This is a genomic window from Cognatishimia sp. F0-27, from assembly GCF_020667845.1.
GTDB lineage: Bacteria > Pseudomonadota > Alphaproteobacteria > Rhodobacterales > Rhodobacteraceae > JAFMPQ01.
In genome coordinates, this window is the sequence record NZ_JAFMPQ010000053.1 from 1 (window position 1) to 26,903 (window position 26,903).

Annotated in this window: 21 protein-coding genes and 1 tRNA gene; 16 read left to right on the forward strand and 6 right to left on the reverse strand. The window is 64.9% G+C overall.

Features of this window, described 5'->3' with window-relative positions; genetic code table 11:
* Positions 1 to 88: 88 nt before the first annotated feature.
* Together J1C49_RS19965 and J1C49_RS19970 are read right to left on the reverse strand one after the other, a co-directional pair.
* Positions 89 to 904: an ABC transporter permease gene (locus tag J1C49_RS19965; protein ID WP_227447605.1), complete on the reverse strand. Its 816-nt coding sequence runs from the start codon at positions 902 to 904 to the stop codon at positions 89 to 91.
* Complete coding sequence (locus J1C49_RS19970; protein WP_227447606.1) at positions 901 to 1,845, reverse strand: ABC transporter permease; 945 nt, start codon at positions 1,843 to 1,845, stop codon at positions 901 to 903. Before J1C49_RS19970 ends, J1C49_RS19965 begins: the two co-directional genes overlap by 4 nt.
* A gap of 319 nt (positions 1,846 to 2,164) precedes the next feature.
* Between J1C49_RS19970 and J1C49_RS19975 the strand changes: the two genes are divergently transcribed.
* Positions 2,165 to 2,356 carry a hypothetical protein gene (locus tag J1C49_RS19975; RefSeq protein WP_227447607.1) on the forward strand — a complete coding sequence of 64 codons (192 nt, stop codon included), beginning with the start codon at positions 2,165 to 2,167 and terminating at the stop codon, positions 2,354 to 2,356.
* Between the two features lie 31 nt (positions 2,357 to 2,387).
* Here J1C49_RS19975 and J1C49_RS19980 read toward each other — a convergent pair whose 3' ends face one another.
* Complete coding sequence (locus tag J1C49_RS19980; RefSeq protein ID WP_227447608.1) at positions 2,388 to 3,197, reverse strand: N-acetyltransferase; 810 nt, start codon at positions 3,195 to 3,197, stop codon at positions 2,388 to 2,390.
* 677 nt (positions 3,198 to 3,874) lie between these two features.
* Complete coding sequence (locus tag J1C49_RS19985; protein WP_227447609.1) at positions 3,875 to 4,789, reverse strand: heparin lyase I family protein; 915 nt, start codon at positions 4,787 to 4,789, stop codon at positions 3,875 to 3,877.
* 385 nt (positions 4,790 to 5,174) lie between these two features.
* Here J1C49_RS19985 and J1C49_RS19990 point away from each other — a divergent pair, with 385 nt between their 5' ends.
* Genes J1C49_RS19990 through J1C49_RS20030 form a run of 9 tightly spaced genes read left to right on the forward strand, consistent with a single transcriptional unit; the run spans position 5,175 to position 18,775 of the window.
* A complete protein-coding gene (locus J1C49_RS19990) occupies positions 5,175 to 6,494 on the forward strand; it encodes a nucleotide sugar dehydrogenase (protein WP_227447610.1) in 1,320 nt (439 codons plus the stop codon).
* Between the two features lie 9 nt (positions 6,495 to 6,503).
* Positions 6,504 to 7,985 carry a glycosyltransferase gene (locus J1C49_RS19995; RefSeq protein WP_227447611.1) on the forward strand — a complete coding sequence of 494 codons (1,482 nt, stop codon included), beginning with the start codon at positions 6,504 to 6,506 and terminating at the stop codon, positions 7,983 to 7,985.
* Positions 7,986 to 7,999: 14 nt separating this feature from the next.
* Positions 8,000 to 9,697, forward strand: a complete 1,698-nt coding sequence (locus J1C49_RS20000) for a hypothetical protein (RefSeq protein WP_227447612.1) — start codon at positions 8,000 to 8,002, stop codon at positions 9,695 to 9,697.
* A 9-nt stretch (positions 9,698 to 9,706) separates the two neighbouring features.
* Positions 9,707 to 11,152: a mannose-1-phosphate guanylyltransferase gene (locus J1C49_RS20005; protein WP_227447613.1), complete on the forward strand. Its 1,446-nt coding sequence runs from the start codon at positions 9,707 to 9,709 to the stop codon at positions 11,150 to 11,152.
* Positions 11,130 to 12,707, forward strand: a complete 1,578-nt coding sequence (locus J1C49_RS20010; protein WP_227447614.1) for a right-handed parallel beta-helix repeat-containing protein — start codon at positions 11,130 to 11,132, stop codon at positions 12,705 to 12,707. Before J1C49_RS20005 ends, J1C49_RS20010 begins: the two co-directional genes overlap by 23 nt.
* A 2-nt stretch (positions 12,708 to 12,709) precedes the next feature.
* Positions 12,710 to 13,492, forward strand: coding sequence for a hypothetical protein (locus J1C49_RS20015; RefSeq protein WP_227447615.1), 783 nt, complete (start codon positions 12,710 to 12,712; stop codon positions 13,490 to 13,492).
* Between the two features lie 32 nt (positions 13,493 to 13,524).
* A complete protein-coding gene (locus tag J1C49_RS20020; RefSeq protein WP_227447616.1) occupies positions 13,525 to 14,874 on the forward strand; it encodes a hypothetical protein in 1,350 nt (449 codons plus the stop codon).
* 19 nt (positions 14,875 to 14,893) lie between these two features.
* Entirely contained in the window at positions 14,894 to 17,695 is a 2,802-nt protein-coding gene (locus J1C49_RS20025) for a hypothetical protein (RefSeq protein WP_227447617.1), read from the forward strand.
* A 3-nt stretch (positions 17,696 to 17,698) separates the two neighbouring features.
* Complete coding sequence (locus tag J1C49_RS20030) at positions 17,699 to 18,775, forward strand: alginate lyase family protein (protein ID WP_227447618.1); 1,077 nt, start codon at positions 17,699 to 17,701, stop codon at positions 18,773 to 18,775.
* A 722-nt stretch (positions 18,776 to 19,497) separates the two neighbouring features.
* On the opposite strand, the gene J1C49_RS20035 is transcribed toward J1C49_RS20030, so the two are convergent.
* Positions 19,498 to 19,574, reverse strand: a tRNA-Arg gene (locus J1C49_RS20035).
* 111 nt (positions 19,575 to 19,685) lie between these two features.
* On the opposite strand from J1C49_RS20035, the gene J1C49_RS20040 reads away from it, so the two are divergent.
* The 4 genes from J1C49_RS20040 (at position 19,686) to J1C49_RS20055 (ending at position 22,925) form a co-directional block, all read left to right on the forward strand.
* Positions 19,686 to 20,711: a LacI family DNA-binding transcriptional regulator gene (locus J1C49_RS20040; RefSeq protein ID WP_227447619.1), complete on the forward strand. Its 1,026-nt coding sequence runs from the start codon at positions 19,686 to 19,688 to the stop codon at positions 20,709 to 20,711.
* A gap of 5 nt (positions 20,712 to 20,716) precedes the next feature.
* Positions 20,717 to 21,925, forward strand: a complete 1,209-nt coding sequence (locus J1C49_RS20045; RefSeq protein WP_227447620.1) for a DNA glycosylase AlkZ-like family protein — start codon at positions 20,717 to 20,719, stop codon at positions 21,923 to 21,925.
* Positions 21,926 to 22,204: 279 nt separating this feature from the next.
* Entirely contained in the window at positions 22,205 to 22,507 is a 303-nt protein-coding gene (locus J1C49_RS20050) for a hypothetical protein (RefSeq protein WP_227447621.1), read from the forward strand.
* Between the two features lie 208 nt (positions 22,508 to 22,715).
* The gene (locus tag J1C49_RS20055; protein ID WP_227447622.1) at positions 22,716 to 22,925 is read left to right on the forward strand and encodes a DUF1127 domain-containing protein; all 210 of its coding nucleotides are present in this window, start codon (positions 22,716 to 22,718) and stop codon (positions 22,923 to 22,925) included.
* Between the two features lie 255 nt (positions 22,926 to 23,180).
* On the opposite strand, the gene rpsD is transcribed toward J1C49_RS20055, so the two are convergent.
* A complete protein-coding gene (gene rpsD / locus J1C49_RS20060) occupies positions 23,181 to 23,801 on the reverse strand; it encodes a 30S ribosomal protein S4 (RefSeq protein ID WP_227447623.1) in 621 nt (206 codons plus the stop codon).
* A 321-nt stretch (positions 23,802 to 24,122) separates the two neighbouring features.
* Between rpsD and J1C49_RS20065 the strand changes: the two genes are divergently transcribed.
* Together J1C49_RS20065 and J1C49_RS20070 are read left to right on the forward strand one after the other, a co-directional pair.
* The gene (locus J1C49_RS20065; protein WP_227447624.1) at positions 24,123 to 24,947 is read left to right on the forward strand and encodes an EAL domain-containing protein; all 825 of its coding nucleotides are present in this window, start codon (positions 24,123 to 24,125) and stop codon (positions 24,945 to 24,947) included.
* Between the two features lie 749 nt (positions 24,948 to 25,696).
* Positions 25,697 to 26,869, forward strand: a complete 1,173-nt coding sequence (locus J1C49_RS20070; RefSeq protein ID WP_227447625.1) for an acetyl-CoA C-acetyltransferase — start codon at positions 25,697 to 25,699, stop codon at positions 26,867 to 26,869.
* The last annotated feature ends 34 nt before the right edge of the window (positions 26,870 to 26,903 follow it).

Below are 26,903 nucleotides of genomic sequence, written 5' to 3' on the forward strand. Positions count from 1 at the left end.
GGGGGCGCTGCCCCCGCACCCCCGGGATATTTCGGGCCCAAAGAGGCCGGGGCGTGGGTGCCGTGTTCCCGGGGTATTGCGGTGTGGCTCATGTGCGCAGCACCTTCAGGCGCGGATCCAGCGCGTCGCGCAGCCCGTCACCCAGCAAGTTCAACCCCAGCACGGTCAGCACGATGGCAAGCCCGGGCATGATGGCCACATGCGGGGCGAGGGAGACCATGGTTTGCGCATCCGCCAGCATACGGCCCCAGCTCGGGATCGGAGGCTGCGCGCCAAGGCCCACATAGCTCAGCCCCGCTTCCGCGAGAATGCCGAGCGAGAACTGGATCGTGCCCTGAACGATCAGCAGGTTGGCCACATTGGGCAGGATGTGTTCGGCGGAGATGCGGAGGCGCGATTTGCCGGCGACGCGGGCGGCGAGAATGAAGTCGCGGGTCCAGAGCGAAAGCGCGGCGCCGCGGGTGAGACGCGCGAAGACGGGGATGTTGAAGATCCCGATGGCGATGATGGCGTTGACCGCCCCGGCGCCAAAGATCGCCGTGATCAGGATCGCGATCACGAGGCTGGGGAAGGCAAAGATCAGGTCGTTTGCACGGCCGATCAACTCGTCCAGCAGGCCACCGGCATTGGCCGCGGCCGCCAGGCCGAGCGGGACGCCGAGCCCCATCCCTATTCCGACCGCCACAAGCGCCACGGCAATCGAGGTCCGCGCGCCGACCATGATCATCGACAGGATATCGCGCCCGAAATGATCCGTGCCGAGCAGGTTGTCGGCACTGGGCGGCTTGAGCCTGTTGGGGATATCCATCCCGGTCACGTCCGCCGGCGTCCAGGCAAAGGAGAGCAGGGCCGCGCCGAGAAACAGTGCCGAGAGCGCGGCCCCGAGGATCAGCGCGCGGCTCATGAGCGGCTCCGTAGGCGCGGGTCGACCGCGGCATAGGCCAGATCGACCGCGAAATTCACGATGATGACCGCGAAGACCAGCAGCATGACCACGGATTCCACCACGATCAGGTCGCGCTGTGTAATGGCCTGGAAGATCAGCCGGCCGAGGCCCGGCAAGAAGAAGACCTGCTCGATGATGATCGCACCGGCGAGGAGAAAGGCGAATTGCAATCCGAGGATCGTCAGCACCGGGATCATTGCGTTTCTGAGCCCGTGCCGCCAGAGGGCCTGACTGCGGGTCAGACCCTTGGCGCGCGCGGTGCGGATGAAATCTTCGCCGAGGATATCGATGAGCGCGGAGCGCATGACGCGCGCGAGGATCGCGGCCTGCGGCAGGGCGAGGGCGATGGCGGGCAATGTCAGGGCCTTTACGGCGGCGACGGGATCGTCCCAGCCGGGAAATCCGCCGGCGGAGAACCAGCGCAGATTGATCGCGAAGACAAGCACCAGCAGCATGGCAAACCAGAAATTCGGGATTGCGACGCCGAGTTGCGTGGCCGTCATCACCGACACGTCGCCCGCCCCTCCGCGCCGTGAGGCCGCGAGAATTCCCGCAGGGAAGGCGAGGAGTGTCGAGAGCGTGAGTGCATAGAGCGCGAGCGGCAGGGAGATCCAGAGCCGGTCTGCGATCATGTCCGCGACCGGGGTGCGGTAGGTGTAGGAGGTCCCGAAATCCCCGGTCAACATGCCGCCGACCCACGATACATATCGGGTCAGCTTTGGCTGATCGAGACCGAGTTCGGCCCGCAGGGCGGCGATCGTATCGGGCTGGGCGTTCAATCCCAGCATGAAGGAGGCGGTATCGCCCGGCGCCACCTCCACCACCAGAAAGATCACCGCAGAGGCAACGATCAGGCTGAGAACCAGCGAAGCCAGGCGTTTGAGTGTGTAGCGCAACATGGCGCCACGTTAGGAGCGCGAGCCGGCCGGGTCCAGCCCGGCCGGGCCGGCACGGCGCTGGTTTGGTCCGGACGGGCGGGGGTGGCGAGGCGCGTCGTCCCCGCGAGGAGGATCGACGATTCGGCGAAAAACCCGAAACGAACAGGCCCGGGCGGGGCGATTGTTCGCGGATACTGCCGTGTTTTCGACAAATTTCGATAACGGGCTTGCCACAATCCGGCCGCATTGCATAAAGTTGCGTCAAGGCGTGGGGGCGCCTTGGGCTGTGGTCGATGTCTGCTCATCGGTCGGGAAGCCTGCAAATGACTGGAGCTGCCGCATGTCGTATAACGTGACGCCTTTGAACACCGCGTATCGCACCGTTGTGGATCTGTCCGAGCCGGGTGCCCTGGCGGTGATCCCCAAGACGGCGGGCCGCATGGGCGGGGCCGTCGAGGTCGACACGGTGGTGGGCGACGCGGTTGTGCTGCGATACGAAGACGGCACAAAGGTCACGCTTGCCCATCTCTGACACCGTCTGACGGGTGCGTCTGCAGGCGTGTCTACTTTGTCATGCGCCCGCTCTTGAGCGATGCGGGATCTGCACAGCCCAGAATTTCCGATTGGCTCGGATGAAGGCCCATGCGGCGGCAAACGGCCTCGGAAGGCGCGTTCCCGGGGGCGACACCGGTAAAGAACGCCCGTGCATCATAAGCATCGACCATATGCATCAACGCCATGGCCCCGAGGCGCACGGCGATCCGCTGACCGCGCCGCTCCGGTGCCGTGGCCAGCATGCCCCACCAGACATCTGCGCCCAGCGTCGGATGATCGGGATGCGCGTAGGCGCAGGCTGCTGCACAGGACACAACGGCTCCTTGGGGATCCATGGCGACAAAACAGGCGGCGGGCTTGACCATGCCGCGCAGCACCGCGCCCCGGGGCAGCAGCACGCCCGCTTCGCTCGCCATGAGGGCAAGCGCTTGAAGGACCGTGCCATCCGTTTGCGCGTCAAGGCGAAGCGCTGTCACATCGTCCGGCAGAGGGATGTCCGCCAGACAGGTCCGAGCGGCGGCGATGGCGTCCGTTGAGCCCTGCCATTTGACGTATTGCACCGGATTGAGCCCAAGCATGCGCAACCGCTTGGCATATTCCACGGCCTGCTCGGGCGCGAGATCGGCATAGGCGGCATTGCCTTGCAGCCTGACAAGCGCAATCAGACGATCGAGATCGCCATCCGCCGGACGCGCCAGGCCCACGGTGCGCCCGTAATAGGTGTAGCGCCAATCATCGGCCAGAAGTCGCGCCATTTCCGCTCCGCGCAGAAGAAGCGCACGCTGGTCATCCGTTCCAAAGACTTCGTTTTCCGCCATGTGCTTGCTCCCGATTTCCCTGACTATGCCCGCAGTTTGGGCGGATCGCCACGGTTTTGGAAAGGCGCTGCACGCCACCGCGATGCAAACGCTCAAGTCGGAAGCGTGTGGTCTGCAAACGAGCCTTACGAGCCGCGGCGGCGGGCGCGCATCCGGGATGGATCTTGCCAAGGGGGCACTGGTCCCCGGGTCAGCACCTGCACCAATTGCATCAGCTTGCGCCCGGTGAATCGGCCCGAATTCTCTCGTGCTGGGGGCGCCGCCCGCTTGCTGTTTCTTTGGGCCGGAAATATCCCGGGGGGTCTGGGGGTCTGGGGGGCTGGCCCCCCAGCTAACCCGTGGTCTGGGGGGCTGGCCCCCCAGCTAACCTGTGGTCTGGGGGGGGAGCCCCGGGCCGTCTTCCTGGTCGGCTGACCCAAGGCGGTCGCGAGGTCTGGGGTATGGGTGGCGCCGTGCGACCACAGTCTCATTGCCGGTTCCCGCACGCTCCGGCGACCGGGAGGCACGCCAAATATGGCAGAATTCGGCGCGATTTTCGACGTCCCGCAAGGTGGCGCCCGCACGGAGAGTCCGGCAAGCGGTGCCCGTTCGCTCATCCGCTGACCGGGGCGGCGGGGCCGGAGGGCATGCACGTCCGCCCGCGGTGCGTCGCCGGGCGTGGTGCTCCCGCCTGCGGCTCAATCCAGGGCCGGCAATCCAAGCGTTTCGCGCAGGCGCACGTCCACCTCCCTGCGGCTCTGGCCAATGGCGAATTCGTCGTAATACACGATCTTGCGCGGCTTGACCTGACCGCCCCGTCGCGTATCCCAGCGCTCGGTATAGCTGGAAAACACCCCGCGCCGGTGTTCCGGCGTGTCGCCAAGCGCGAGGCTTTCCGCCGACACCAACGGCCCGCGATAGTCGCATTTCAGCACATCGTTGACCCAGACCTGCACATATCCATCCGGTCCGGCGGAGAAATTGGTGCGCATCACCAGATCGACCCAGCGCCCCCTGTTGGACGCCATGTCGAACAGCCGGCAGACATAGCCGTCGTTTTCGCGTTTGCCCCAGTCATTGGCCTGATGCATGTCTTCGAGCTGCAGCGCGATGTCGCCTGCCGCCACCGAGGGGCCGGAACAGTAGCGCCTGTCGCACGCGTCCCAGTGGCCCTCACCGCGGCCCAGCTGGATCAGACGCAGGATCGGGGCGGCGCCGCCGCCCATCGTCCATTGGCCGAAGACGAGCCGAAGCGACTCCTCGCGGCTGTAGCCCGGCACGTTGAGATTGAAAAAACTCCACCCATACCATGTGTCCTGCCCGATCCGGGCGGGATTGGCCCGTTCGGTGAGCCGGATCTCGGCGCGCTGGCGCGGGTTGCCACAATCGGTGCCGCCGCAATCGGTGTCGCGCAACTCGTAGCGCTCAGAGCGCTCGCCGCGCCGGACCGGGTCACCCCTGGAGGCAAGACCGGCCTGCACGTTATGGGCCGCCGGGCTGTAGAACCGCTCATAGCCTGCGGGCACGCCATCGGGGCCGACGCCGGTTGCGGTGCAGCCCAACAGAACGCCGGAGAGGATCAGCGCAAGCGCGCCAGTTTTGAAACGCGTCATCATCTGCTCGTATCGCTTTTGGCCGTCCCACGCGGGATCGGTGTCGGGACGGGCGATTTCGTGACAAGGGTTATGGCGCAAAGCGCCGCGAAACCAAAGCCCTTTCCGGCTCGGGCCCGCGTGGACCGGCGCGGTTGCACCGCACGCAGCCGCGTGCGCGTCCGGTGTCGCGCATGTGCAATCGCGGCGTGTATCGCTCCGAAAGCGGATGTGCTCACAAGGGAAAAGCCGCCTGAAAACTGATCAAAATGTATCAAATTCACCACGCCGATCGGTAAATCGAATCGAAACGTCACAGTTCATTGGCGTCACGCCGCGCTTGTTGGCAAAGTTTCGCCTAATAAACGGCCGCGAAAAACAGCGGCATAAATGAGGCAGCAGTGTTATGGCTAAGATCAGTGTCTTTGGCATTGGTTACGTCGGTGTTGTTTCCGCGGCATGTTTGGCGCGGGACGGGCACGATGTAATCGCAGTCGATATCGACCCCGGTAAAATCAAATCCATCAATGACGGGCTATCGCCCATCGTCGAAGAAGGCATCGACGTGTTGGTGGCCGATATGGTCGCGGCGGGCAGGCTCCGCGCGACGGGTGACATTCACGAGGCAATCCGCGACACCGAGATGAGCTTTGTCTGTGTCGGCACGCCGTCGGCGCCGGATGGGTCCGTTGGACTGTCCTATGTCACGGATGTCTGCGCCGATATCGGCGCGGCGCTCAAGGACAAGGATGCCTATCATTCGGTTGTGATCCGCTCGACCATCGTGCCGGGCTCCACCGATGAGTCCTGCATTCCGGTGCTGGAGAAAACCTCCGGCAAGAAGGCCGGCGAGGGCTTTGGCGTCGGCTATTACCCTGAATTTCTGCGCGAAAGCACGGCGATTGCGGATCACGCGGATCCCGGCCTGATCGTGTTTGGCTTCATGGACGAACCCACCGGCAAGATCCTCGAAGATCTCAACAAGGATCTGCCCTGGCCGATGCACAAGGTGGATATCCGCACCGCCGAGATGGTGAAATACACCTCCAACACATGGCGCGCGGTCAAGGTCACTTATGCCAACGAGATCGGCAATATCGCCAAATCCTGCGGCATCGACGGCCAGACGGTGATGGAGATCCTGTGCTCCGACACCAAGGCGGCGATGAGCCCTTATTTCATGCGCCCGGGCTTTGCCTTTGGCGGGTCGTGTCTTCCGAAAGACGTGCGCGCGCTGCGCCATCTCGCGGATCAGAACGGCGTCGAGCCGCATCTGCTCAACGCGGTGCTGTCGGCCAACGATCAGCAGATCGCGCGGGCCGAGGCGATGGTCGAGAAATCCGGTGCCAAGCGCGTCGGCTTTGTCGGTATCAGCTTCAAGCCCGGCACTGACGACCTCCGCGAGAGCCCGCTTGTGAGCCTTGCGGCGCGGTTGATCGGCAAGGGGATCGAGGTGGACATTTACGACCCCTTCGTCAAGCAGGCCTATGACAGCGGCACACCGGGCGCCGGGCGCGGCAATGACAGCATCGCCGATCTCGAAGACCGTCTTGTGGGCGATCTCGACACGCTGATCAACGATGCGGGCGCGCTTCTGGTGGGCAATTACTACAACGACACGGTCGAACGGCTTAAAAAGGCCGCCGAGAGCCGCCCCGTCGTGGACCTGACCCGGCTGAACCGCGATATGGTCAGCGGTGACAGGTATGAGGGCATCTGCTGGTAAGGCAGGGTCATGGTAACCGCTCTCACACACGCAGCGTATTTCTCGGCTGTCTATCTTCTGGTTTCCGTCATTCCTCCGGGTTTTCTGGGGGAGATCAAGGCCGCGTCGAGCGCGCTTCTGGTTGTCGGTTTTCTGGGGATCTGGCGCTACAGCTGGGCAATGACGAACTTCGCGCGGGCCATCTGGTTCCGGGTCGTGGCGCATCCGCGCGCAAAGGCCCGGGCCTTTGCGCGGTTCCGCGAAAGCGGGGTCAAGTCGCACTGCTACGTGATGGTGACCACCTACATGGTGGATGTGGAGACCACCCAGATGGTCTATCGCCGCCTCTTCGAGGCGCTGGCGCGCGCGAAGGATGGGGCCACCGTTGTGGCGTCCGTTGTGGATGGCAAGGATGTGCGGCTCATCAAGACGATGTTCGAGATGTGCCCGCATGACCTTTCTCACGTGGAGCTTGTGATCGACCGGATCAAGTCGAGCGGCAAGCGCGACGCGATGGAGAAGGCGTTGCGCCTGCTGGCGCGGCGCGCGCCGTCCGAGCATGACATCATGGTGTTCCTTGATGGGGATACGGCCGTTCCCCTCGATCTGTGGGAGCAGGCCGCCCCGTGGTTCTCGGATCCCAAGGTTGGCGCGCTGACCACGGATGAAGCCGCGCTCATCGACGAGGAAGGCCTGTTCAAGGACTGGTTCACGCTGCGCTTTCATCAGCGGCAGGTGATGATGTGCTCCATGGGGCTGGCGCGGCACGTGTTGACGCTGACCGGGCGCATGTCCGTATTCCGCGCGTCGCTGGCGACGAACCCCGGCTTCATCAACGGGGTGGGGCAGGATTACCTCGATCACTGGCGGCTGGGGCGGGTGAAGTTTCTGACCGGCGATGACAAATCCACCTGGTACTGGCTTTTGAAGAACGGCTACGAGATGCTGTATCTGCCCGACGTGCAGAGCCAGTCCGTCGAAACGCAGCCGCGCCCGGGGTTTTACGACAGCGCCAAGACGCTGATGGTGCGGTGGTTCGGCAACATGGTGCGCACCAACGGGCGCGCCTTGCGGCTTCCGGCGCGCGATATCGGCCTGTTCACGAAATGGTCGATCCTCGATCAGCGGGTGTCGATGTGGACAACGCTTGTGGGGCCCTTGTCGGTGTTCCTGACCGCGCTGATCTACACGCCGGTCGTGATCCCGCTTTACATCGCGTGGGTGATGATCACGCGGTATACCTTCTGCACCATCATCGCGCTGTTCAACGGGACATGGTTCCCGGTGACGCACCCGTTCATCCTGTATTTCGGGCAGGTTGTGGGCGCGGTGATCAAGACATTCGTTTTCTTCCGGCTGGACCGGCAGAAATGGACCCGGCAAGGCAGCGGTGGCTCGGGGCCGGCGCTGGCGCTGTATGATCGGATCAAGACCTACGAGTCGAGCGGCTACCACGTGTTGGCCGTGTCCTGGCTCATTGTCGCGATCCTGTTCCTCAACACCATCGAGTAGTGTCTGGATAGTTCATGTCACAAGAGCACACAGGTCCGCAGGACCCCAAAACCGGACAGACAAACGGCGTGGCCGTAAACGGCGTACAGCACGCAGGCCCAAGCGCGCCTGAGGGTGCGCAGGCCATCGGCCACACTGCGCCCAAGGTGGATCACACCCCGACGCCGGACAGTGATTTCTGGCGCGAGGATGCCCAGCTGCGTCAGGAGCGCTTCGAGTCGCTGGCCCGGCGCATGGAAGCACAGCGGCGCGAGGCGGAAGCGCTTCAGGCCGAACTGACCCGCTTGTCGGGCATGCGTTCGACCCACCCGGCGGAGCAGACTTCGGACGACGAGACCGCGCGCGTCGACGCAACCGACGCAAGGACGGTGACAGCACCCCCAGCCGAGGCCCATGCGGGCGCGGCGTCGGCTGATACGGCGCAGCCTTGCGCGGCACAGACCCCCGCGCAGGCGCAGCCTTGCGCGGCACAGGCACAGCCAGACATGATTGCGGCGGCGCCCGTCGCGGTCGCCGTGCCGGGCGAAGCCCTTGACGCGCCGGTTGCGGCCTCTTCGGTTGCGGTGCCGGGCTGGGGCGGTGGCATGGCGGGCGGATTTGGCGGGTTCGGCGGCAATGGCGGGCAGGGCCAGGGCGGCGGCAATGGCTCGAGCGGTGGCGGTGGCGGTGGCAATGCTGGCGCAGCGCCGGAGATCCCTGCGGATTTTGGCTTTGAAGACGAACACCCGCAGATCCAGCTCAATTTCACGCTGAGCATCGAAGGGTGCAAGTATCGCGGCGAGAGCATCTCGCTGACCCATGTCATCGTGCGCAACGAAGGCGACACGGTGATGGGTTCGACGGGTCGCCATGTCGGCCTTTTGACCATCACGTTTGACAGTTTTACCATCACGCTCCAGCCCGACCTTTACATGCAGGAGGATCGCCCGGGCGGGCGCGCGGTGTTCCGCATCGCCGATCCGACCGGCCCGCATCTTCCGCAGCTGCGCTACATCCTCAACAGCGTGATCGCCGGCGATATCGTCGGGGTGGATGGCATGATGCGCTATTCCGGGCCGACCGCGCCGAAAGCGGCCAAGGCCGCCGCGCCCAAGGCAACGATCGCAGATCGCGTGCGGTCGATCGCGGGGATCGTGCTTTCGGCCGCGCTGGTGTTGGCGGCGCTTTACGTGGTGACAATACGCTACACCACCGCGCAGGAGTTGCACCCGGTCTATGTGGCCCGGGACGGCCAGCCGATGCGCGCCACCACCGCTGGACAGATCGGGTATCTCAACCCCGATGCGGAGGTTGGCGAGGTGTTGTTCTCGGTTAACGCCAACAGCGGTGACGTGCTCAATTTCGTGATGCCGTGTGACTGTGAAGTCGCTGTTACGAAAGGCATAAAAGAGGGCGCAACTGTCCTTCAAACAGACTTAATTCTGACAGTTTTCCACAATAGCGATGAGATCAGGGTCCAAACCCTGATGAGCATCGAAGGTCTCAACCGGGCGTTGTCCGGGGACCGTGTGCACATGGACATGACGGATGGCCGGTCGATCCCGGTTGACGTCGTGGCGAGCGAAACGACGCGGGCCGCAAGTATGCGCGGCGAGATGTTCGTTCCGGTCGATCTTGTGCCGGCCGAGGGTGCTCTGACGGAGGCGGATATTGGAAAAAGCGCACAGCTGCGCCTGTCCAAGTCCCTTCTGGGCATGGCAGGTTTAAACTGAGGAACGAGTATGAGCCGGATTTATCCACTGATCATCTGCGGCGGCAAAGGCACCCGCCTGTGGCCGATTTCCCGCACGCAAAGCCCCAAGCAGTTCCAGAAGATCGCGGGTGAAGACTCGATGACCTTCTTTCAGGTCGCGGTGCAGCGCCATCGCGGGCCGCTTTACCACGACCCGGTGATCGTCACCGGAGTCACGCATCGCGGCACCGTGGTCAAGCAACTGCGCGAGATCCAGTCTGGCAGCCAGATCATCTGCGAGCCGATGGGCCGCAATACCGGGCCAGCCGTGCTTGCGGCGGCCCACGCCATCCTGCGCAAGGACCCCGACGCGGTGTTTGTCGTGGTGCCCGCCGATCACGTGATCGAAGGCTCGTTGTCAGAGACCATCGAGGCCTGTCTTCCCGCCGCGTTGGCCGGTCGCATCATCACCTTCGGGATCACGCCGCGCTACGCGGAGACCGGGTTCGGCTATATCACCGATGCCGGGCCGCTGGACGGGTCCGACACCGTGCGCAAGGTCGGCCAGTTTGTCGAAAAGCCGCCCGCCGAGATCGCGGAAGCGCTGATCGCGGGCGGGGATGCCTATTGGGCGTCGGGCCTGTCGCTGTTTGCGGCACGCACGATCGTCGATGAATACGCGAAATTTGACCCGGCCACGGCGCTGCATGTGGCCAATGCCGTGGCTTATGGCACCCGCACGCCGGAGGGCCTTTTCCTCAACGAAGAGGATTTTGCGCAGACTGCTGCAGAGCCCACGGAAGCGGTGGTGTTCCAGAAGACCGACCGTATTGCCATGGCGGCGCTGGACGTGTCGTGGAACGACGTGGGAAGCTGGCTTGCCATGTATAACATCGCGGCGCGCGACAGCGACGGCAATGTGTTGCAGGGTGACGTGATCACCGAAGGCGCGTCCAACACGATGGTGCGCGCGGACAGCCGGCTGGTGTCCGTTGTGGGCCTGTCGGACGTGATCGTGATCGACACGCCCGACGCGTTGCTGGTTGCCCGGATGGACGAGACGCAAAGCGTCAAGCAGGTCGTCGAACAGCTCAAGAAGGTCAAACGCCCCGAAACCGAGGTGCATGCAGAGGCCGGTCCGGCGATGGTGCCGATGAAGGCCCGCAGCGAGCTGGCCGAGCTGGCCCAGATCGCACAGACCGACAATTTCCATCTTGGCACCGCGGAGGTCGAGGTCGGCCGCACCGTGATGCTCGATCCGGGTCCGCGATCCCGTCAGGTGATCGTCGTCCAGGGCATGGTGCATGCTTCGGGCGAGGGATGGTCCAAGACGGTGCGCGAAGGCGGCCGGATCTATGCCGACGACGTGGCCACGGTGCGCATTCTCAACTGCGGCGACACGGAGGCGGAACTGCTGTTCGTGACCCTTGAAAAGGTCGATCTCGACCAGCCCCTGAAACCATTGGAGCGACATGCGGCAAGCGGTGGCGGATAAACGGCGCTTTGCGGCGCGCCTGATCGGCGCGCTTGCAGGGGCCCTGATGGCGGTCGGAATGCCGGCCGTCTCAGCCGATGAGGCTGCGCCGGGGGACAACCCTCGGGCGCAGCTCTTTGCGTTTCAACAGGCGCTGCGCGGGCTGTCAGAAGAGCTTGAAACTCGGCCACAGGCGCGGTTCACGCCGATCGAGACCCTGCGCAAGCGGCTTGGGGTCGAGGCGGCCCTCCCGGCAGCGGCACAGGCGATCCCGCCGATCGCCTTGCACAGGCCCCGGACCCAGGAACAGACGGCGCAGGCGCGGATCGTCAATTTCCGTCTCGCGTTGGCGGTGTTGTCGCAGACCTACGGCGGCAAGGACAATCTCGACGTGCTGATGGCGCAGCCGGGCGGGCGCACCGACGCGGTGTCTTTCCGCGGCGGGCATGTCACGCTGGCCGATATCCTGCGCGAAAGCGCCCGGATCGCCCCACCGGGGCAGGGGGAGGGCGTGGCGACGTTGCGCGTCCCTGTCATCCTCTGGGACGACACGGTGTTGCGGCTCGGCCCGCAGGACCGCCTTGCACTGAGCCGGCCCGACGGGGCGTTCCTCATTTCGCTCGGCCGGGTGGAGATCACCGGCAGCGTGCTGTCCGTCGGCGGCGATGCCAATCTCGCAAGCCCGGATTTTGTGCCCTTCATCACCGTGGCGGGCGGGGGCTCCCTCAGCATGCGTGGCGCGCTGGTGAACGGTCTGGGCTTTGGCAAGACGGCAAAATTCGCCGGCCTGTCGGTGGCGGCCAACCCGCTGATGCGCAACACCGGCCAGACCCGGATCGAAGCAAGCCATTTCACCGATGTGAACAGCGTCGCGGTCATCGGCAAGGCGGGCGCTCTTGTTCGCGGCAACAGTTTTGCCGCAATGCGCGATGCCGCGTTGTGGTTCGAATCGGCGGGCTATGCCCGGATCGAGGAAAACCTGTTTTATGGCCCGGCCCCGACCAACGCCATCCGTCTGCTCAACGGATCGCGCGACGCGGTCGTGATGAACAACATCCTGCTCGGCGGTGACCGGGCGGGGATTCTTGTGGACACACGCAGCGACAATGCGCGGGTCTCGGGCAATATCGTGTGGAACCGCGACGGCGGCGGGATCAAGTTCAGCCGGGTGCACTGTTCGGTCGCACGCGGCAACCTCGTGATCGACAGCCGCCAGAAGGGGATCGAGATCCGCCGGTCGCGCGACAGCTTCGTGCTGGGCAACCTGATCGGTGGCAACCGCAACTCTGGCGTCTGGATCTCAAGACAGGACCGGACGGCGCAGACCTTCCTGCGCGGCAATACGCTTCTGGCCAACAAGGCCGGTCTGACCATGACCTCGGGCGGGGCTGTCCATCTGGACGGCAATGATTTTCGGGCGCAGCTCCCGCAGGTGCTCAGCGGTGACGTTGCGTTGCACAGCCGTGCGTTGATCGGCGATCTGACCGGTGCCGCGGCGCTGGTGCTCAAGGGATCGGGCAGCGCCGCACCCGAGGCGGATGTCGTGCATGGCTGCACCATGGGCGAGGGGTTCTGAGGATGCGGTTTCCGGGCGCGCCAGCGGTGATGGTGGTGTCGGCGATGGCCATGACCCTGCCGATTGCGACGGCAGGGCCGGTGACGGCCCAGACGATCCCGATCCCGTTTGATGACGCCGTGGATACGCGGCAGATCAGCGTCGTGGTGGACAAGGGCCGGACCAGTATGCGCGGCCTGCCGGGATCCCTGCGCCGCGCCCGCGAGCGGATGCACGCCAGACAAGAGGTTGATCCCAAGGACCTGCGGCGTCTGGCCGAGTATGGCGACGGGCTTGCCGCGCAGCGTTACGTGCGCGGGTTGACCGCGGACGGCATCCAGCCCGGCGAGGCATCCGATGTAGCCTATTACGCGGCGGTGGCGGTGGGCACAGGGCGGGTCTGGACCCTGCCGGAGATGATTGCCGCGATGGAGATGCTGGAGCCCGGCCGGGAGCCGGGCGCGCGCATCCGCAAATACATCCGGGTGCTTTACGCCCATGCCTGGGCGGGCAACACCCTGGCGCTCGATGCGGTGGTGGCGTTCAACGGGGACGACAAGCTTTTCGGCACGTTGAGCGACAGCACGCGGCAGAAGATCCTCGCGCAGGCCGAACAGAATGGCGACGGGCGGGTGGAGCTTCGGCTTGCGCTGGCGCTTCTGGAGCGTGGGACGCTGAGCGATGCGGAGCGCGCAACGGCGCGGGCCTATCTGACGCTGGCCAACCGGTCGAGCCATTACGGCGTGCGGATCACGGCGCATAACCTTCTCGCGCTGATGGACAAGACAGAAACCGAAGGCGGTTGAGCAACGGCCGCAGGATCAAGGTGGGGGTTCAGGTGACACTGAACGAGCAAAACGGCAAACGACCCGGCGGTCTTGCCGCGCTGACGCTGGCGGTTGCCGGCTTTTTCGGCGTGGCGGTGGGCGGCAGCGCGGCAGAGGCGCAATCCGCCTATGGCTGTAGCGGTCTGCTCGAATCTTCCGTGATTCCCAGCGTCGAGGGTGCGGAGGGTCAGTTTTTTGCGGTTGATCCGGATCTGCGCATGCATCTGTCCTATGCGGACCGGACTGTGGCGCAGATCGCCACGCTTTCGGACAGGCTGGCGGCAGGGGGCACCCGGCTGATCCATGTGCCGATGCCGACAAAGGCGCAGGTCCTGACCGATCATCTGCCGCCTTTGGCGCGGCACCTGGGCTATGACGCCGCGCTTTCAACGAGTGTTTATGACGAGAGCCGCTTGCGGCTTGAGGCGGCGGGGGTGCGTAGCGTCGATGCGCGGCGCGCCTTGCGCGCGGCGGCCCTGGCGGGGGTTGCGCCGTATTTCGGGCCGGACCGGCGGCTGGACATCCCCGGCGTCCGCGCGCTGGCCGCGGCGATTGCGGCACAGATGCAGGACGACCCGGATTACGAGGCGATGCCCAAGACGGCTTATCGCACCGTGCCCGGCGCGGTCGGGCCATTGCCGTCGCGCATGGCGCGCCAGCTTCAGGATCATTGCAGCGCGGCGCTGCCCGGGTTGGAACTGCCGGGATTTGACACTGTGCCGGCCATCGGGCAGCAGGCCCAGCCGCTCTTTCCCGGTGCGGTGCCCCCGGGGCGGATCGTTCTGACCGGCGCCGATGCCGCGCTGGACCCGGCGCTGAACCTTGCGGGGTTTCTTGCCGAAGCGAGCGGGCTGAACGTCGAGACGCATCGCGTGGCCGGCGATACCGGGCTTGCGGCGCTGACCGACCTGTTGCTGTCCGACGGGTTTGCGCGATCGCGGCCGGCCTATCTCGTCTGGGTGCATCCGATGGCGGACTCGCTGGCGCGGTTTGGCGATGCCCCGATGCAGCGCCTCGCGGCGGCGGCGGCGATGGATTGCCAGACTGCCCTGCCGGTGCTGCCCTCCGAGACCCCCAATGGCTGGCGCGCGGACCTTCAGACCGTGGCGGTGCAGGGGGCCGTGACGCTTCTGGTGGACGCTGACGGTGCGTTGGCGCGCAAGGCGCGGTTTGATTTCACCGGCGCGGAGGGGCTTGTGCGCAGTCGCAGTATCCACCGCCTGAGCACGCAGGACGGCACCGCGCGCTTCATGATGCCGATGGTGGGGCTCTGGCCCGAAGGGGCCATCAGCGTCGACGTGGTGCTGGATGTGCCGTTTGGCCCCGCACCCCGTATCCTGGCCTGCCGCCAGGCGGGTTGAGCAAACAATGGAGATCAGAATGATCCGCCCGTTCACGAGCCTGACCGCGATTGTCGCCACGCTGGGCGTTTGTGCGCTTCCGGGGTTGTCTTCCGCGCAAACCGCGGGTGACGGTCAGGGCCAGCCCGGTGGCCCGCTGGCGCTCGAATTCCTGCCCACCACCTTCGGGCCGCGTGACATCTGCAATGCGCCGCCGGTGGATGACGGGATCGACGATCTCGATGTGGAGGGCGAGGACGAGGAACTCACCGACGAGGATCGCATTCTCTACCTGACGCGCGACATCCGCCGCCACATGGCCGATGATGCCGACCGGTGGTTCGACTTCATCGATGCGCTGATCACCCGGCGCGCCGCGCTCGATGCCGAGTTCGCCGGGATCGACGCGCTTCTGGCGCGTATCGACCTGCATCTTCGGGCGGACCGGCTGGAGGCGCTGCGCGACGCAGGGCTGGTGCAGCGGTTGCGCGGCCTCATGGAGGAGATGACGAACAACCAGAAGCTTGTTCTGGCGCAGTATTACAGGACCGGCACGGGCACGGCGCCCGATCCGGGTTTTGCCGAGACGTTGATCCGCGAGGCGGCGTTTGGCGGCAATGCTCGCGCGTTGCTCGAGATCGCGCGGATGCAGATCAACGGCGAGGCCCTCACGGATTGGGACGCGCCGCTCGATCTGACGGTCACGATGGCCTTCGGGGGGATTCTGGGCGAGTTGACGCCGGGGGTCTGCGCGCGGGCCGAGCGCATCGCGCAGGAATATCTCAAGGGTGATGTGGTGCAGCGCAACCCGGCCATTGCCCTGCAATGGCGCAAGTTCGCCGCGGATCTGGGCAGTGCGGAGGCCGCCTGGCAGGTGGTGGAATACCACCTCAACGCCGAGGCCGACCGCAAGGACAATGCGGAGATGATGCTCTATCTGCGCCGCGCGGCCGATCTGGGCCTGTCGCTGGACAGTCGCCAATCCTCGCGGATTGTCTCCTCCGGCGCGGTGACGGCGGAAGAACTGGCAGACATGCTGGGCTTCAACCGGTCGCAGGATCCGCGCCGCGCGGAGGCATCTTTGATCCCGCATCTCGAACTGGTGGTGAATGTGGACGGGCTGGAGGCGGACGAGGACGGGCTCTACCTCGATTATCTGCGCGAGATCGCCACCATGCCCGAGGCACCGGGCTTCGTATTCACGGAACTGGCCGATGAAGTGATGACGCGGCGCGGGCGCTGGGCGGCGGAAGACGAGGGCCGGGCGCTGCTTGAAGAAGCGGTGCGGCGCGGTGACGAAGAGGGGATGCAGCGGCTGGCGCGGCTGTTGATCCGCTACAGGGACGATCCGCGCCAGATCAACCGGGCGGAGAACCTGCTGTTCGAGACCATCGACCGGTTCGGGATGGTGTCCTCGATGGCGGTGCTCGACGGGCTCTACCGCTGCCAGGTGAATGATGCGCCCCGGCTTGAGGAGGCGCGGCACTGGGCGGCGGCCTATCGCGCGACACATCATGCGCTGGTTCCGATTTCCGCCACCGACCTCATCGCGCTCGACCCGTTCAAGGATCCCGAGACCATTGCGCTGATCCAGAGCCAAGCGCTGGACGGGCGCACGCAGGCAATGGCCGACCAGGCGCAGCGGGTGCAGTCCGCGGGGCTCTCGCCCGAGGAGGCGCTGCGCTACTGGGCAGGCCGGATCAACCGCTCCGATCAGGCGCTGGAAGCCTTCGCGGAGCTGGAATTCGAGCTGGCGACGAACCCCGCCGAACGCGCCCTTGCGGTGGAGTTTTTCCGCCGGGTCTATCTCAACAATGGCGTCACCACCGCGTTGGACCTCGCGATTGCCCTGCTGGAAGATGCGGGCCGCGACCCGGACGTGGCCGAAGAGATCCTCCATCTGCTGACCATGGCCGGAAATCGCGGCGAGGGGGCGGCGATCCGCCTCAAATCGCGGGTTCTGGCCGAGGACCTCACCGCCGACGCCTATGCCGAAAGCGCGCGCAGGACCTATGCGGAGTTCGCCGATGTGATCGAGGCGCGGGGCGATTTTCTCGCGCTGATCTTTGCCATTCCCTTCCTGCCGCCCGAGCGGGTCGATGATTACGTGGACCGGGCCGTGTCGCTGATGAATTGCGGCACCAAGGACGCCGACGAGTTGGGCGATGCCTATGCGATCCGGATGGACCCGCAGCTGTCTTATCACTGGCGGCGTGTCGGGCTCGAAATGGAGGGCGGGCACGTTCTGTCGAAGCTACGCCTGTCGAACGCGCAGATGCAGTGGTTCGACAAGGGGCGCGCGCCGGATATGGCCGGGCTGGAGACACGCGCGCTTGAGGATGGCGAGACCGGCGCGCATCGCCGGCTCTACGTGCTGACGGCGGATGCGGATTTGCCGAGCTATGACCCCGAAGCAGCCGCGATGCATTATCAGGCGGGGCTGGGCGCGGGTGCGCGAGGGGATCTTTTGTGGGCAACGCAGGCGCTGCGCCGCGCCGATGCGCCGGTGCGGGCGGCGATTGCGGCGCGCGTGCCGTTGCGGGCGCTCTATCAGTCGGCGGTGCAGACCGGCGACGCGGCGAGCCGGTTCGAATATGCGATGCTGCTGCGCGAGCAGGTCTCTGCGCCGGTGGATCTTGTTGAATCGGTGCGTTGGCTTACCGCTGCCGCGGAAGCCGGCCATGACGAGGCGATGGTCGAGCTTGGCTATGCGCTCGGGCTTGGGCTGGGCGTGGCGCGCGATGTGCCGACGGCGCTGGATTGGCTGGACCGTGCCGAGGCGGCAGGTCATCCGCGGGCCGCGGGGCTTGATGCGCTGGTCCGTGCCACGGCGGGGTTGTGAGCCGTGTGGGACCGCAAGAACGACGCGACGCATGGGCGCGGGCGCGTGGCAGGGCTGCTGCGCGCGGCGGGGGTCTGCGGGGCGGTTCTGCTCTTGTCGGGACAGCCCGCCGTGGCTGAGCAGCACGCGGACGGGGCGTGCAGCGCGCCGCCGGACCCTGTGCTCAGCCTGAGCTATCAGAGCCGATACGTCGCCAACGATCAAAGCCGCTCGATTCTCGATGAAGAGGCAGAGGACGAGGCGCAGGACGCGCTGCGCCCGGTCGATGACTTCCTGCGTCTGCTTACGCGGCAGAGTGATGCGATGCTGGAGGCGCGCGGCGCAGAGCGGCTTGCTGCCGCCGATTGCCAGATCCGCCAGATCGCCGTCTGGGCCGCAGCGGACGCGCTGTCCGACCTGCAATCCGATACGGCACGGCTTGGTGTCGGTTCGCGGTTGTCAGCCTTTGCCATTCTGGTGGCGCTGGCCAAGCCCGCGAGCACCGATACGGCGGCAATCGCGCGCATCGAGGCATGGCTGACGGCCCGGCTGGAGGAACAGATGGTGTTCTGGGAGACCGCGCCGGACGGAGCCGCGAGCGGCAACCTGCGCGCGTGGGCTGCCCTTGCGGGGGCCGCTGTTTCGGGGTTGACCGGCGATCCGGTGATCCGGGCGTGGTCGGTCTGGTCGACGCGATACGTGCTGTGCACCGCGTCCCCGGACGGGAGCTTGCCGCAGGAGATGACGCGGGGACGCCTTGCGCTGCATTACCAGTTGCACGCGCTGGCGCCGTTGGTGACATCCGTGGCGCTGTTGGACCGACAGGGTGTCGCGCTGCGCGCGGAATGCGATGGGGCGCTGGAACGGGCGGCCCGGTTTGCGATGGCCGATCTTGACGATGGTGCGCAGACACGCCGGATCACGGGCGCGGAGCAGAGCTTCTTTGACGGATCGAGCCGATTGCAGGATTTCCATCTGGCATGGTTGGAGCCCTATATCGCCCTGACCGGCGATGCGCAGGCCGAAGCGCTTGCGGCGCCGCGACGCCCGCTGCGCTATTCCAAGCTTGGCGGGGACCAGACGGTGATCTGGCGGCGGTAACGGGCACGCGCGCGGTCTGGAGTTGGTGCTGCCTTATACCGGACTGCACTGAAGCGCCCTTGGCTGGCGAAGACGGGTGTTGACGGGCATGGAAAAGCCGCAAAACCGATATTGCCGGGCGTCCGGGATGGATCCAGCCCGGCAACCGCGCGCGGGGGGAGGGGCGTTGGGGTGTCATGACAGCCTGGGCGATCTCAAAGGCGTTCATCCCTGTGGACAGTGCGACAGGGCCATGCGGCCCCATTGGTTTGACCAGACCACCGGGTCGAACGAGGCGCGGAGCATCGCGGACAGCCATACCGACCGCGAACCGCCGGGCGCGGAGAGGCGGGCGATGATCAGGCAGGAGCCATGGGCCTGTTGGCCCGCTTGCTTGCGGAGGGAACCAAGACGCAACAACCGGGAGCCTGACCCCTTCGGCCTTCTTGGCAGACATATTGGGACAGGGTGGTCTCCGGTGCGCGCGACCACGCGCAATAGCCACGCCGCTGGAGCGTTTTCTGGATAGTCTTGTGCCATCTGTGAAGCAGGGCGCTGTGATGGGGGGGCTTGTGCGGCGCCGCACACCATAAGGGTGCACACCACGGCCGTCATCCGCTTGCAACAGCGGCTCGATGCATTGGCTGAACCTGTGCCGATCGGTCAGCCTGAGCACCGACGCCACGCAAGAAAGGGTCACGGGGCTTCGATGGGCATGCATCTTCCCATAGTGGCAGAAGCGGTGGCGACCCCGGCAGGATTCGAACCTGCAACCTGCCCCTTAGGAGGGGGCTGCTCTATCCAGTTGAGCCACGGGGCCGCTTTCTTTTCTTTAGGACATCACGGAATGCTTGTCACCACGACGTCGCAGCCATCTTGCACCGGGCGCTGATTGCGGTAACGTATACACCGGTAGACAAGGAAATTTCCATTGAGCACTGACGATACCCGCCCGCTGACCCTGCGCGATGTCTCGGAAGCCTCCGGCGTGTCCGAAATGACCGTAAGCCGCGTGTTGCGCAATCGCGGAGACGTGAGCCCCGCAACGCGCGCCCGCGTTCTTGCCGCGGCCAAGGAGCTTGGCTACGTGCCCAACAAGATCGCCGGTGCGCTTGCCAGCCAACGGGTCAATCTGGTGGCGGTGATCATCCCGTCGCTGCGCAACATGGTCTTTCCCGAGGTCATGTCGGGGATTTCCTCCGTGCTCGAGGAAACCGAACTCCAGCCGGTTGTCGGCGTGACCGATTACCTGCCGGAAAAGGAAGAGCGCGTTCTGTACGAAATGCTCTCCTGGCGGCCGTCTGGCGTGATCATCGCCGGGCTCGAACATACCGATGCGGCGCGCGCCATGATGAAGGCGTCGGGTATTCCGGTTGTCGAGATCATGGACACCGACGGCACCGCAGTGGATTGTGCCGTGGGGATCAGCCATCGCCGGGCCGGACGCGAAATGGCAAAGGCGATTCTCAAACAGGGATACAGCCGGATCGGCTTCATGGGCACGAAGATGCCGCTCGATCACCGTGCACGCAAACGCTTCGAGGGGTTCACCGAGGCACTGGCCAAGGATGGCGTCGAGGTTGTGGATCAGGAATTCTACTCCGGCGGTTCGGCATTGGCGAAGGGGCGCGAAATGACGCGCACCATGCTCGAACGCGATCCGGAGCTCGATTTCCTGTACTACTCCAATGACATGATCGCGGCGGGCGGTCTCATGGAACTGATGGCGCAGGATATCGACATTCCGGGCCAGATCGGGCTTGCCGGGTTCAACGGGGTCGAGCTGCTTCAGGGGTTGCCACGCCAGCTTGCCACGATGGATGCCTGCCGGTTCGAGATCGGCCAGAAGGCCGCGGAGATCATCGCCACACGGGTGACGGATCCCACGGCGGATTACCTTCGGGTGCATGAACTGACGCCGACGATCAGCTTTGGTGATACGCTCAAGCGACGCTGAGCGGCGTGACCGTCCGCCTCGACAACGCGGCTGCGCGACGGGTCTTTCTCGACCGTCACGCGCTTTCCGCCGCAGAGGGCGGGGACGGCCGCGGCGCGGACCTGCAGGCATTGATCGAGCGATTGGGCTTTGTGCAGGTGGACAGCGTGCGCACGGTCGAGCGCGCGCATCACATGATCCTTGCGGCCCGGCGGCAGCGCTACAGACCAAAAGCGCTCGACCCGTTGCTGGAGCGCGACCGTGGCGTGTTCGAACACTGGACCCATGATGCGTCGGTGATCCCGATGATGCTCTGGCCGCATTGGCGCCTGCGCTTTGCACGCGATGCCGAGCAGCTCAGGGCGCGCTGGGCGCGCAACCGCCGGTCGGGCTTTGCCGAGACCCTGGACACGGTGCTTGGCCAGATCCGGGCGCACGGGCCCGTTACCTCGGCAGATGTGGGCAGGGACGAGGCGCGCAGCTCGGGTGGCTGGTGGGACTGGCACCCGTCCAAGACCGCGCTGGAGTATCTGTGGCGCTCGGGGGCGCTGTCCGTCACGCGGCGCGAAAACTTTCGCAAGGTGTACGATTTGACCGACCGGGTCATTCCGGAAGCGGTGCGGCTGTGTGATCCGTCTCCGGCGGACAGTCTCGACGCGCTGTGTTGGGGGGCGCTGGACCGCTTGGGATTTGGCAGTGAAAGCGAGATCCGCGCTTTTTGGGACATCCTGCGCCCCGACGAGGTCCGCGATTGGGCCCGGGCCGCTTTGGCCTCCGGTGCTTTGGAACCCGTGGAGATCACCGGCCAGGACGGGCGCCGCCGTAAGGCGCTTGCGCGCCCCGGGCTGGTGGAGGCGGCGGATCGTGCGCCGGAGCCGACCGGGCGCATGCGTGTGTTGTCGCCGTTCGACCCCGCCTTGCGCGACCGTGCGCGGGCCGAGCGCCTGTTCGGCTTTACATACCGCATCGAGATCTTCACGCCGGCGGCGGAGCGGCGCTATGGCTATTATGTCTTCCCGCTGCTGGAAGGGGCGCGGCTGATCGGGCGCACGGAGGTCGTTGCGGACCGCGCGACAGGGTGTCTTGAAGTCAAGGCCGTCTGGCCCGAACCGGGTCTGCGCTGGGGCGCCGGTCGGCAGGATCGGTTCGATGCGGCATTGGCCCGGCTCGGGCGGTTTTGTGGACTGTCAGCGCTGCGCCATGCGTCCGGGTGGCTGCGCGCGCCGATGATGTGATCCGGCGGAAGGGCCGTGACCGCATCGCGCGCGGCCGGCCCGATCGGGGGTGCATCGCGCGGGTGTTGGGCAGAGAAGACCGGTCCGGAGGTCAGCGGAGGCCGGGGCGCGGGGCGAGTCGACATATTTTTTTGCTGGATAATTTATGTTAATGAAAACAATAGATTAATCATTTTTCCTACCATCCTTTACCGCGCTTTCCTGTGGGTTTTGCGGAACTCGGTCCGACCCGGCGCGTTGGAAAGGCAAGAAACAGGATGACAAGAAAGGATGAGAGTTATGAAAACCGGTTGGACCATTGCCGCTGTTGCCGCTGTCGTACTTGTGGGCGCAGCTGCCATTTACATGATCGACATCGACCAGACGGAAGAAGCCGCGCTCCCCGATGTGGAGATGACCGTCGAGGGCGGTAACATGCCCGAGTTTGACGCCGAGGTTGGATCCGTTTCCGTGGGTGAAGAAGACGTGACGGTTTCGGTGCCGGACGTGGACGTGGACGTCACCACAGAAGAAGAGACGGTGTCGGTTCCGACGTTGAACGTGTCGCCGCCGGAAGAAGACGACCAGATCGCACAGAACTGAACGCGGCGCGTTCCGCAGGGCACGTGAATCGGCAAGGGGTCTCCATTCGGAGGCCCCTTTTGCGTGGATACGACCCTTGGTCCCTCTGGCTATGCAAGAAATGCCTAGCGGCTATTCGTTTTTGTCGGTTTTGCGCTGCGGGGTGGCTGCCTACATGTCTGCTGCAACGCAGAAAACTCTCCCTTCAATGGAACCGACGAGACCCATCATGGCCGATATTTCCTATACATCCGACACCCCGTCGTCGCGCGGCTTCCTCCGCGCTATCGGCGATTTCTTTGCACTCATCACCGAAAGCAACTGGCGCGTCCGCGAGGCGGAACGCCTGCAGGCGATGTCTGATCGTGAGCTGGCCCAGCGTGGCCTGCGCCGCGAGGACATCGGGCGCCACGTGTTCCGGGATCTGTTCTACGTGTAAGCCCGGCACAAGCCGCGACACCTGCATGAGCCGTCTCCTTGTGAGGCGGCTTTTTGCATCCCGAGTGCCGGGTTTCAGTCGCAGAGAAGCGAGGGGCCAGCCCCTCGCGCTCCCCGGAGTATTTCCCGACAGAAGAAATAGGGGCGGAGCGGCGTCTTGGCAACGGGCCCGGCGCTGTGCAGGACCGGGGGTGGCGGCAACGAAAAAGGCCGCCCGTGGGGGGCGGCCTGTCTCGGGGCGTGTCCGGCGCAGAGATCAGTTCTGCGCGTAGAATTCGATCACGAGGTTGGGTTCCATGTGAACCGGGTAGGGCACGTCACCCAGACCGGGCGCGCGCACGAAGCGGGCGGTCATCTTGGAGTGGTCGGCTTCGATGTAGTCCGGCACGTCACGCTCGGGCAGCTGCGTTGCTTCCAGCAGCGCGGCCATCTGGCGGGATTTCTCACGCACTTCAACCACGTCGCCTTCTTTGACGCGGTAGGAGGGGATGTTGACGCGCTTGCCGTTCACCAGCACGTGGCCGTGGTTCACAAACTGGCGGGCGGCGAAGACGGTTGGAACAAATTTCGCCCGGTAGACGACCGCATCCAGACGGCTTTCGAGCAGTCCGATGAGCAATTCGCCGGTGTCACCCTTGCGGCGTTCGGCTTCGCGGAAGATGCGGCGGAACTGCTTCTCGGTGAGGTCGCCGTAATAGCCCTTGAGCTTCTGCTTGGCGCGGAGCTGAAGGCCGAAGTCGGACATCTTGCCCTTGCGGCGCTGACCATGCTGGCCGGGGCCATAGTCGCGGCGGTTGACCGGGGATTTCGGGCGGCCCCAGATGTTTTCGCCCATGCGGCGGTCGATCTTGTACTTGGCAGACGTGCGTTTGGTCACGGCTGATCTCCTTCTAGAATGGTGTTCCGGCCCGTCGCCGGTACCGGTCATTCTGCCCGCCGCGCTCGGTTGCAAGCGCCGGAAGGGTTGATGACCGGCCATGACAGGCCGCAACGATCGAAGGGCGTTGTCCTCTGGCCGGTTGCCCGGCCTGACAGGCATCCCCTTGCGGGGGCCACCAACACCAATGAAGCGGCGCTTATACGGGGCTGTGGGCGGGTGTCAAGCAGGGCGTGCACGCTTTGTCCGGGCGTTAACGCGAGTTTAAACCCTTTGGTGCGACAACCGGAGCGCCACATTGCGCGTCAAAGGGATACGGTCATGCACAAGGCGGATATTCCGGCCACGTCTTTCGATCCTCTCAGCCATGCCGTCGCCTCGCGCGACGCGGACACGATCGAGATGGTGCGCCGCGCCATCGAACACCGGCAGGTCATGCTGGCGTATCAGCCGGTTGTGCAGTCGCGGGATCAAGCCGTCATTGCGTTCTACGAGGGGCTCATCCGGGTGCTCGATGAAACGGGGCGGGTGATCCCCGCCAAGGATTTCATCGGCTCGGTGGAGGAAACCGAATACGGACGGCTGCTCGATTGCATTGCCCTTGAGAAAGGACTCAACGAGTTGCGCCGTGAGCCGTGGCTGCGGCTTTCGATCAACATGTCGGCCCGATCGATCGGATACAAGAAATGGAATCGGACGCTCAAGCGCGGCATTGAGGCGGATCCGACCGTTGCGGAGCGCCTGATCCTCGAAATCACGGAGAGCTCTGCCATGCTGGTCCCAGAGCTTGTCGTGCAGTTCATGGACGATTTGCAGGCACGTGGTGTGTCCTTTGCCATCGACGATTTTGGCGCGGGATACACGGCGCTGCGTCATTTCAAGAGCTTTGCTTTCGACATCCTCAAGATTGACGGCCTGTTCGCCAAAGGGGTTGCGCGAGACCCGGACAATCAGGTGATGATCAGCGCAATGGTCGATATTGCGCGGCATTTCGACTTGTTCACGGTGGCCGAACGGGTGGAGAACCCCGAGGATGCGGTCATTCTCACGGAGTTGGGGATCGATTGCCTTCAAGGGTATTACTTTGCCGCGCCAACCGTGCGCCCGCACTGGCGGGAGTCGGCGGCGCGTCAGAATTCGGCCTGAGCTCCGCCGGTTGGAGGCGGTGATTTTGGCGGAGCGCTTCGCGCTTGCCGCGGCAACCTTGGCCACCGAAACTGAGATGGGCCGTTGGGCGCGGGGCCGCCGGCCTGCCTTTTTTGGAAGCCTTGTTGGCAGATCGCCTGAAACTCCCATCACGCGATTGGGCCCGCTGGTTTGATCGCGTTGTCCCCTGATTGCTTGATCGCATCATTTGCGTTGCTTGCCTGATCGGATGATCGGATGACCGAATGATCGGATGAGTGGGTGATTGCCATGCGGCGCGTCTGACCCTCAGGGCGGAAAGCGCGCTCCGGCTGTCAGGGCTGAAAGGGCGCTGCTGGAATATAGCGCGCTGCGGGTATCCGGTGCACCAGATCCATCCGAAGATCGGAGCCTCGCGCCCGGGCTGTCCGACATATCAAGAGGGGCGAGCGGGAGGAGGGCTGGGCAGAGAGCGCGGGCTGTTTTGGAGCATAAGCTCGCCTGCCAGCGATATCCCGAAGACAGGAGCCGCCCCGGGCGACGGATTTTTCCTACCCCAAGGTCGGACACAGAGCCGGTCGGGCGCAGCATGGCGATCCTGTGTCAGATCGACCGGATCGGCCCTGTCATCTTGTGCCAAGGTCCTGTGAGACAGACTGTCCGATGTTTTCTCGGCAACCGATGGGATAATGCTGCGCTCGCACGATCTGTCTGGCCTGTGCCAGACGCTGAATATAACCGCCGCAAAACCAAGGCTGGAAGGATCAGTAATGACCAATGTTGTAATCGCAAGCGCCGCACGGACTGCCGTTGGCAGTTTTGGCGGCTCGTTTGCCAACACGCCCGCACATGACCTCGGTGCCGCCGTACTCGAAGCGCTCGTGGAGCGTGCCGGCATTGAAAAAGGTGAGGTTTCCGAGACGATTCTCGGTCAGGTTCTCACCGCTGCACAGGGCCAGAACCCGGCACGTCAGGCGCATATCAATGCGGGCCTTCCGAAGGAAAGCGCGGCGTGGAGCATCAACCAGGTTTGTGGGTCGGGCTTGCGCGCTGTGGCGCTGGCTGCGCAGCACATCCAGCTTGGAGATGCGGCGATCGTTGCCGCGGGCGGGCAGGAAAACATGACGCTTAGCCCCCATGCCGCGCATCTGCGCGCCGGCCACAAGATGGGCGACATGAAGTATATCGACACGATGATCCGCGACGGGCTCTGGGACGCGTTCAACGGCTATCATATGGGACAGACCGCCGAGAACGTGGCCGAGCAATGGCAGATTTCGCGCGCCATGCAGGACGAGTTTGCGGTTGCGTCGCAAAACAAGGCGGAAGCCGCTCAGAAGGCCGGCAAGTTCGATGACGAGGTGGTGGCCTTTACCGTCAAGACCCGCAAGGGTGACATCGTGGTCGACAAGGATGAATACATCCGCCATGGCGCAACGATCGAAGCAATGCAGAAACTGCGCCCGGCCTTCGCCAAGGACGGCTCGGTGACCGCTGCAAACGCGTCCGGTTTGAACGACGGTGCGGCAGGTGCGCTGCTGATGTCCGCGGATGAGGCAGAGAAGCGTGGCATCGAGCCGCTTGCCCGTATTGCCTCCTATGCCACCGCGGGCCTGGATCCGTCGATCATGGGCGTCGGGCCGATACACGCGTCGCGCAAGGCGCTGGAAAAGGCTGGCTGGAGCGTTGACGACCTCGACCTCGTGGAGGCCAATGAAGCCTTCGCGGCGCAGGCCTGCGCGGTGAACAAGGACATGGGTTGGGATCCGGCCATCGTCAATGTGAACGGTGGTGCGATTGCCATCGGGCACCCGATTGGCGCATCCGGCGCGCGCGTGCTCAACACGCTGCTCTTCGAGATGAAGCGCCGCGACGCCAAGAAAGGCCTGGCCACGCTCTGTATCGGTGGCGGTATGGGCGTCGCGCTCTGCGTCGAGCGCTGATCTGTCATGTCGCTGCCATTTGGCAGCGACCCCT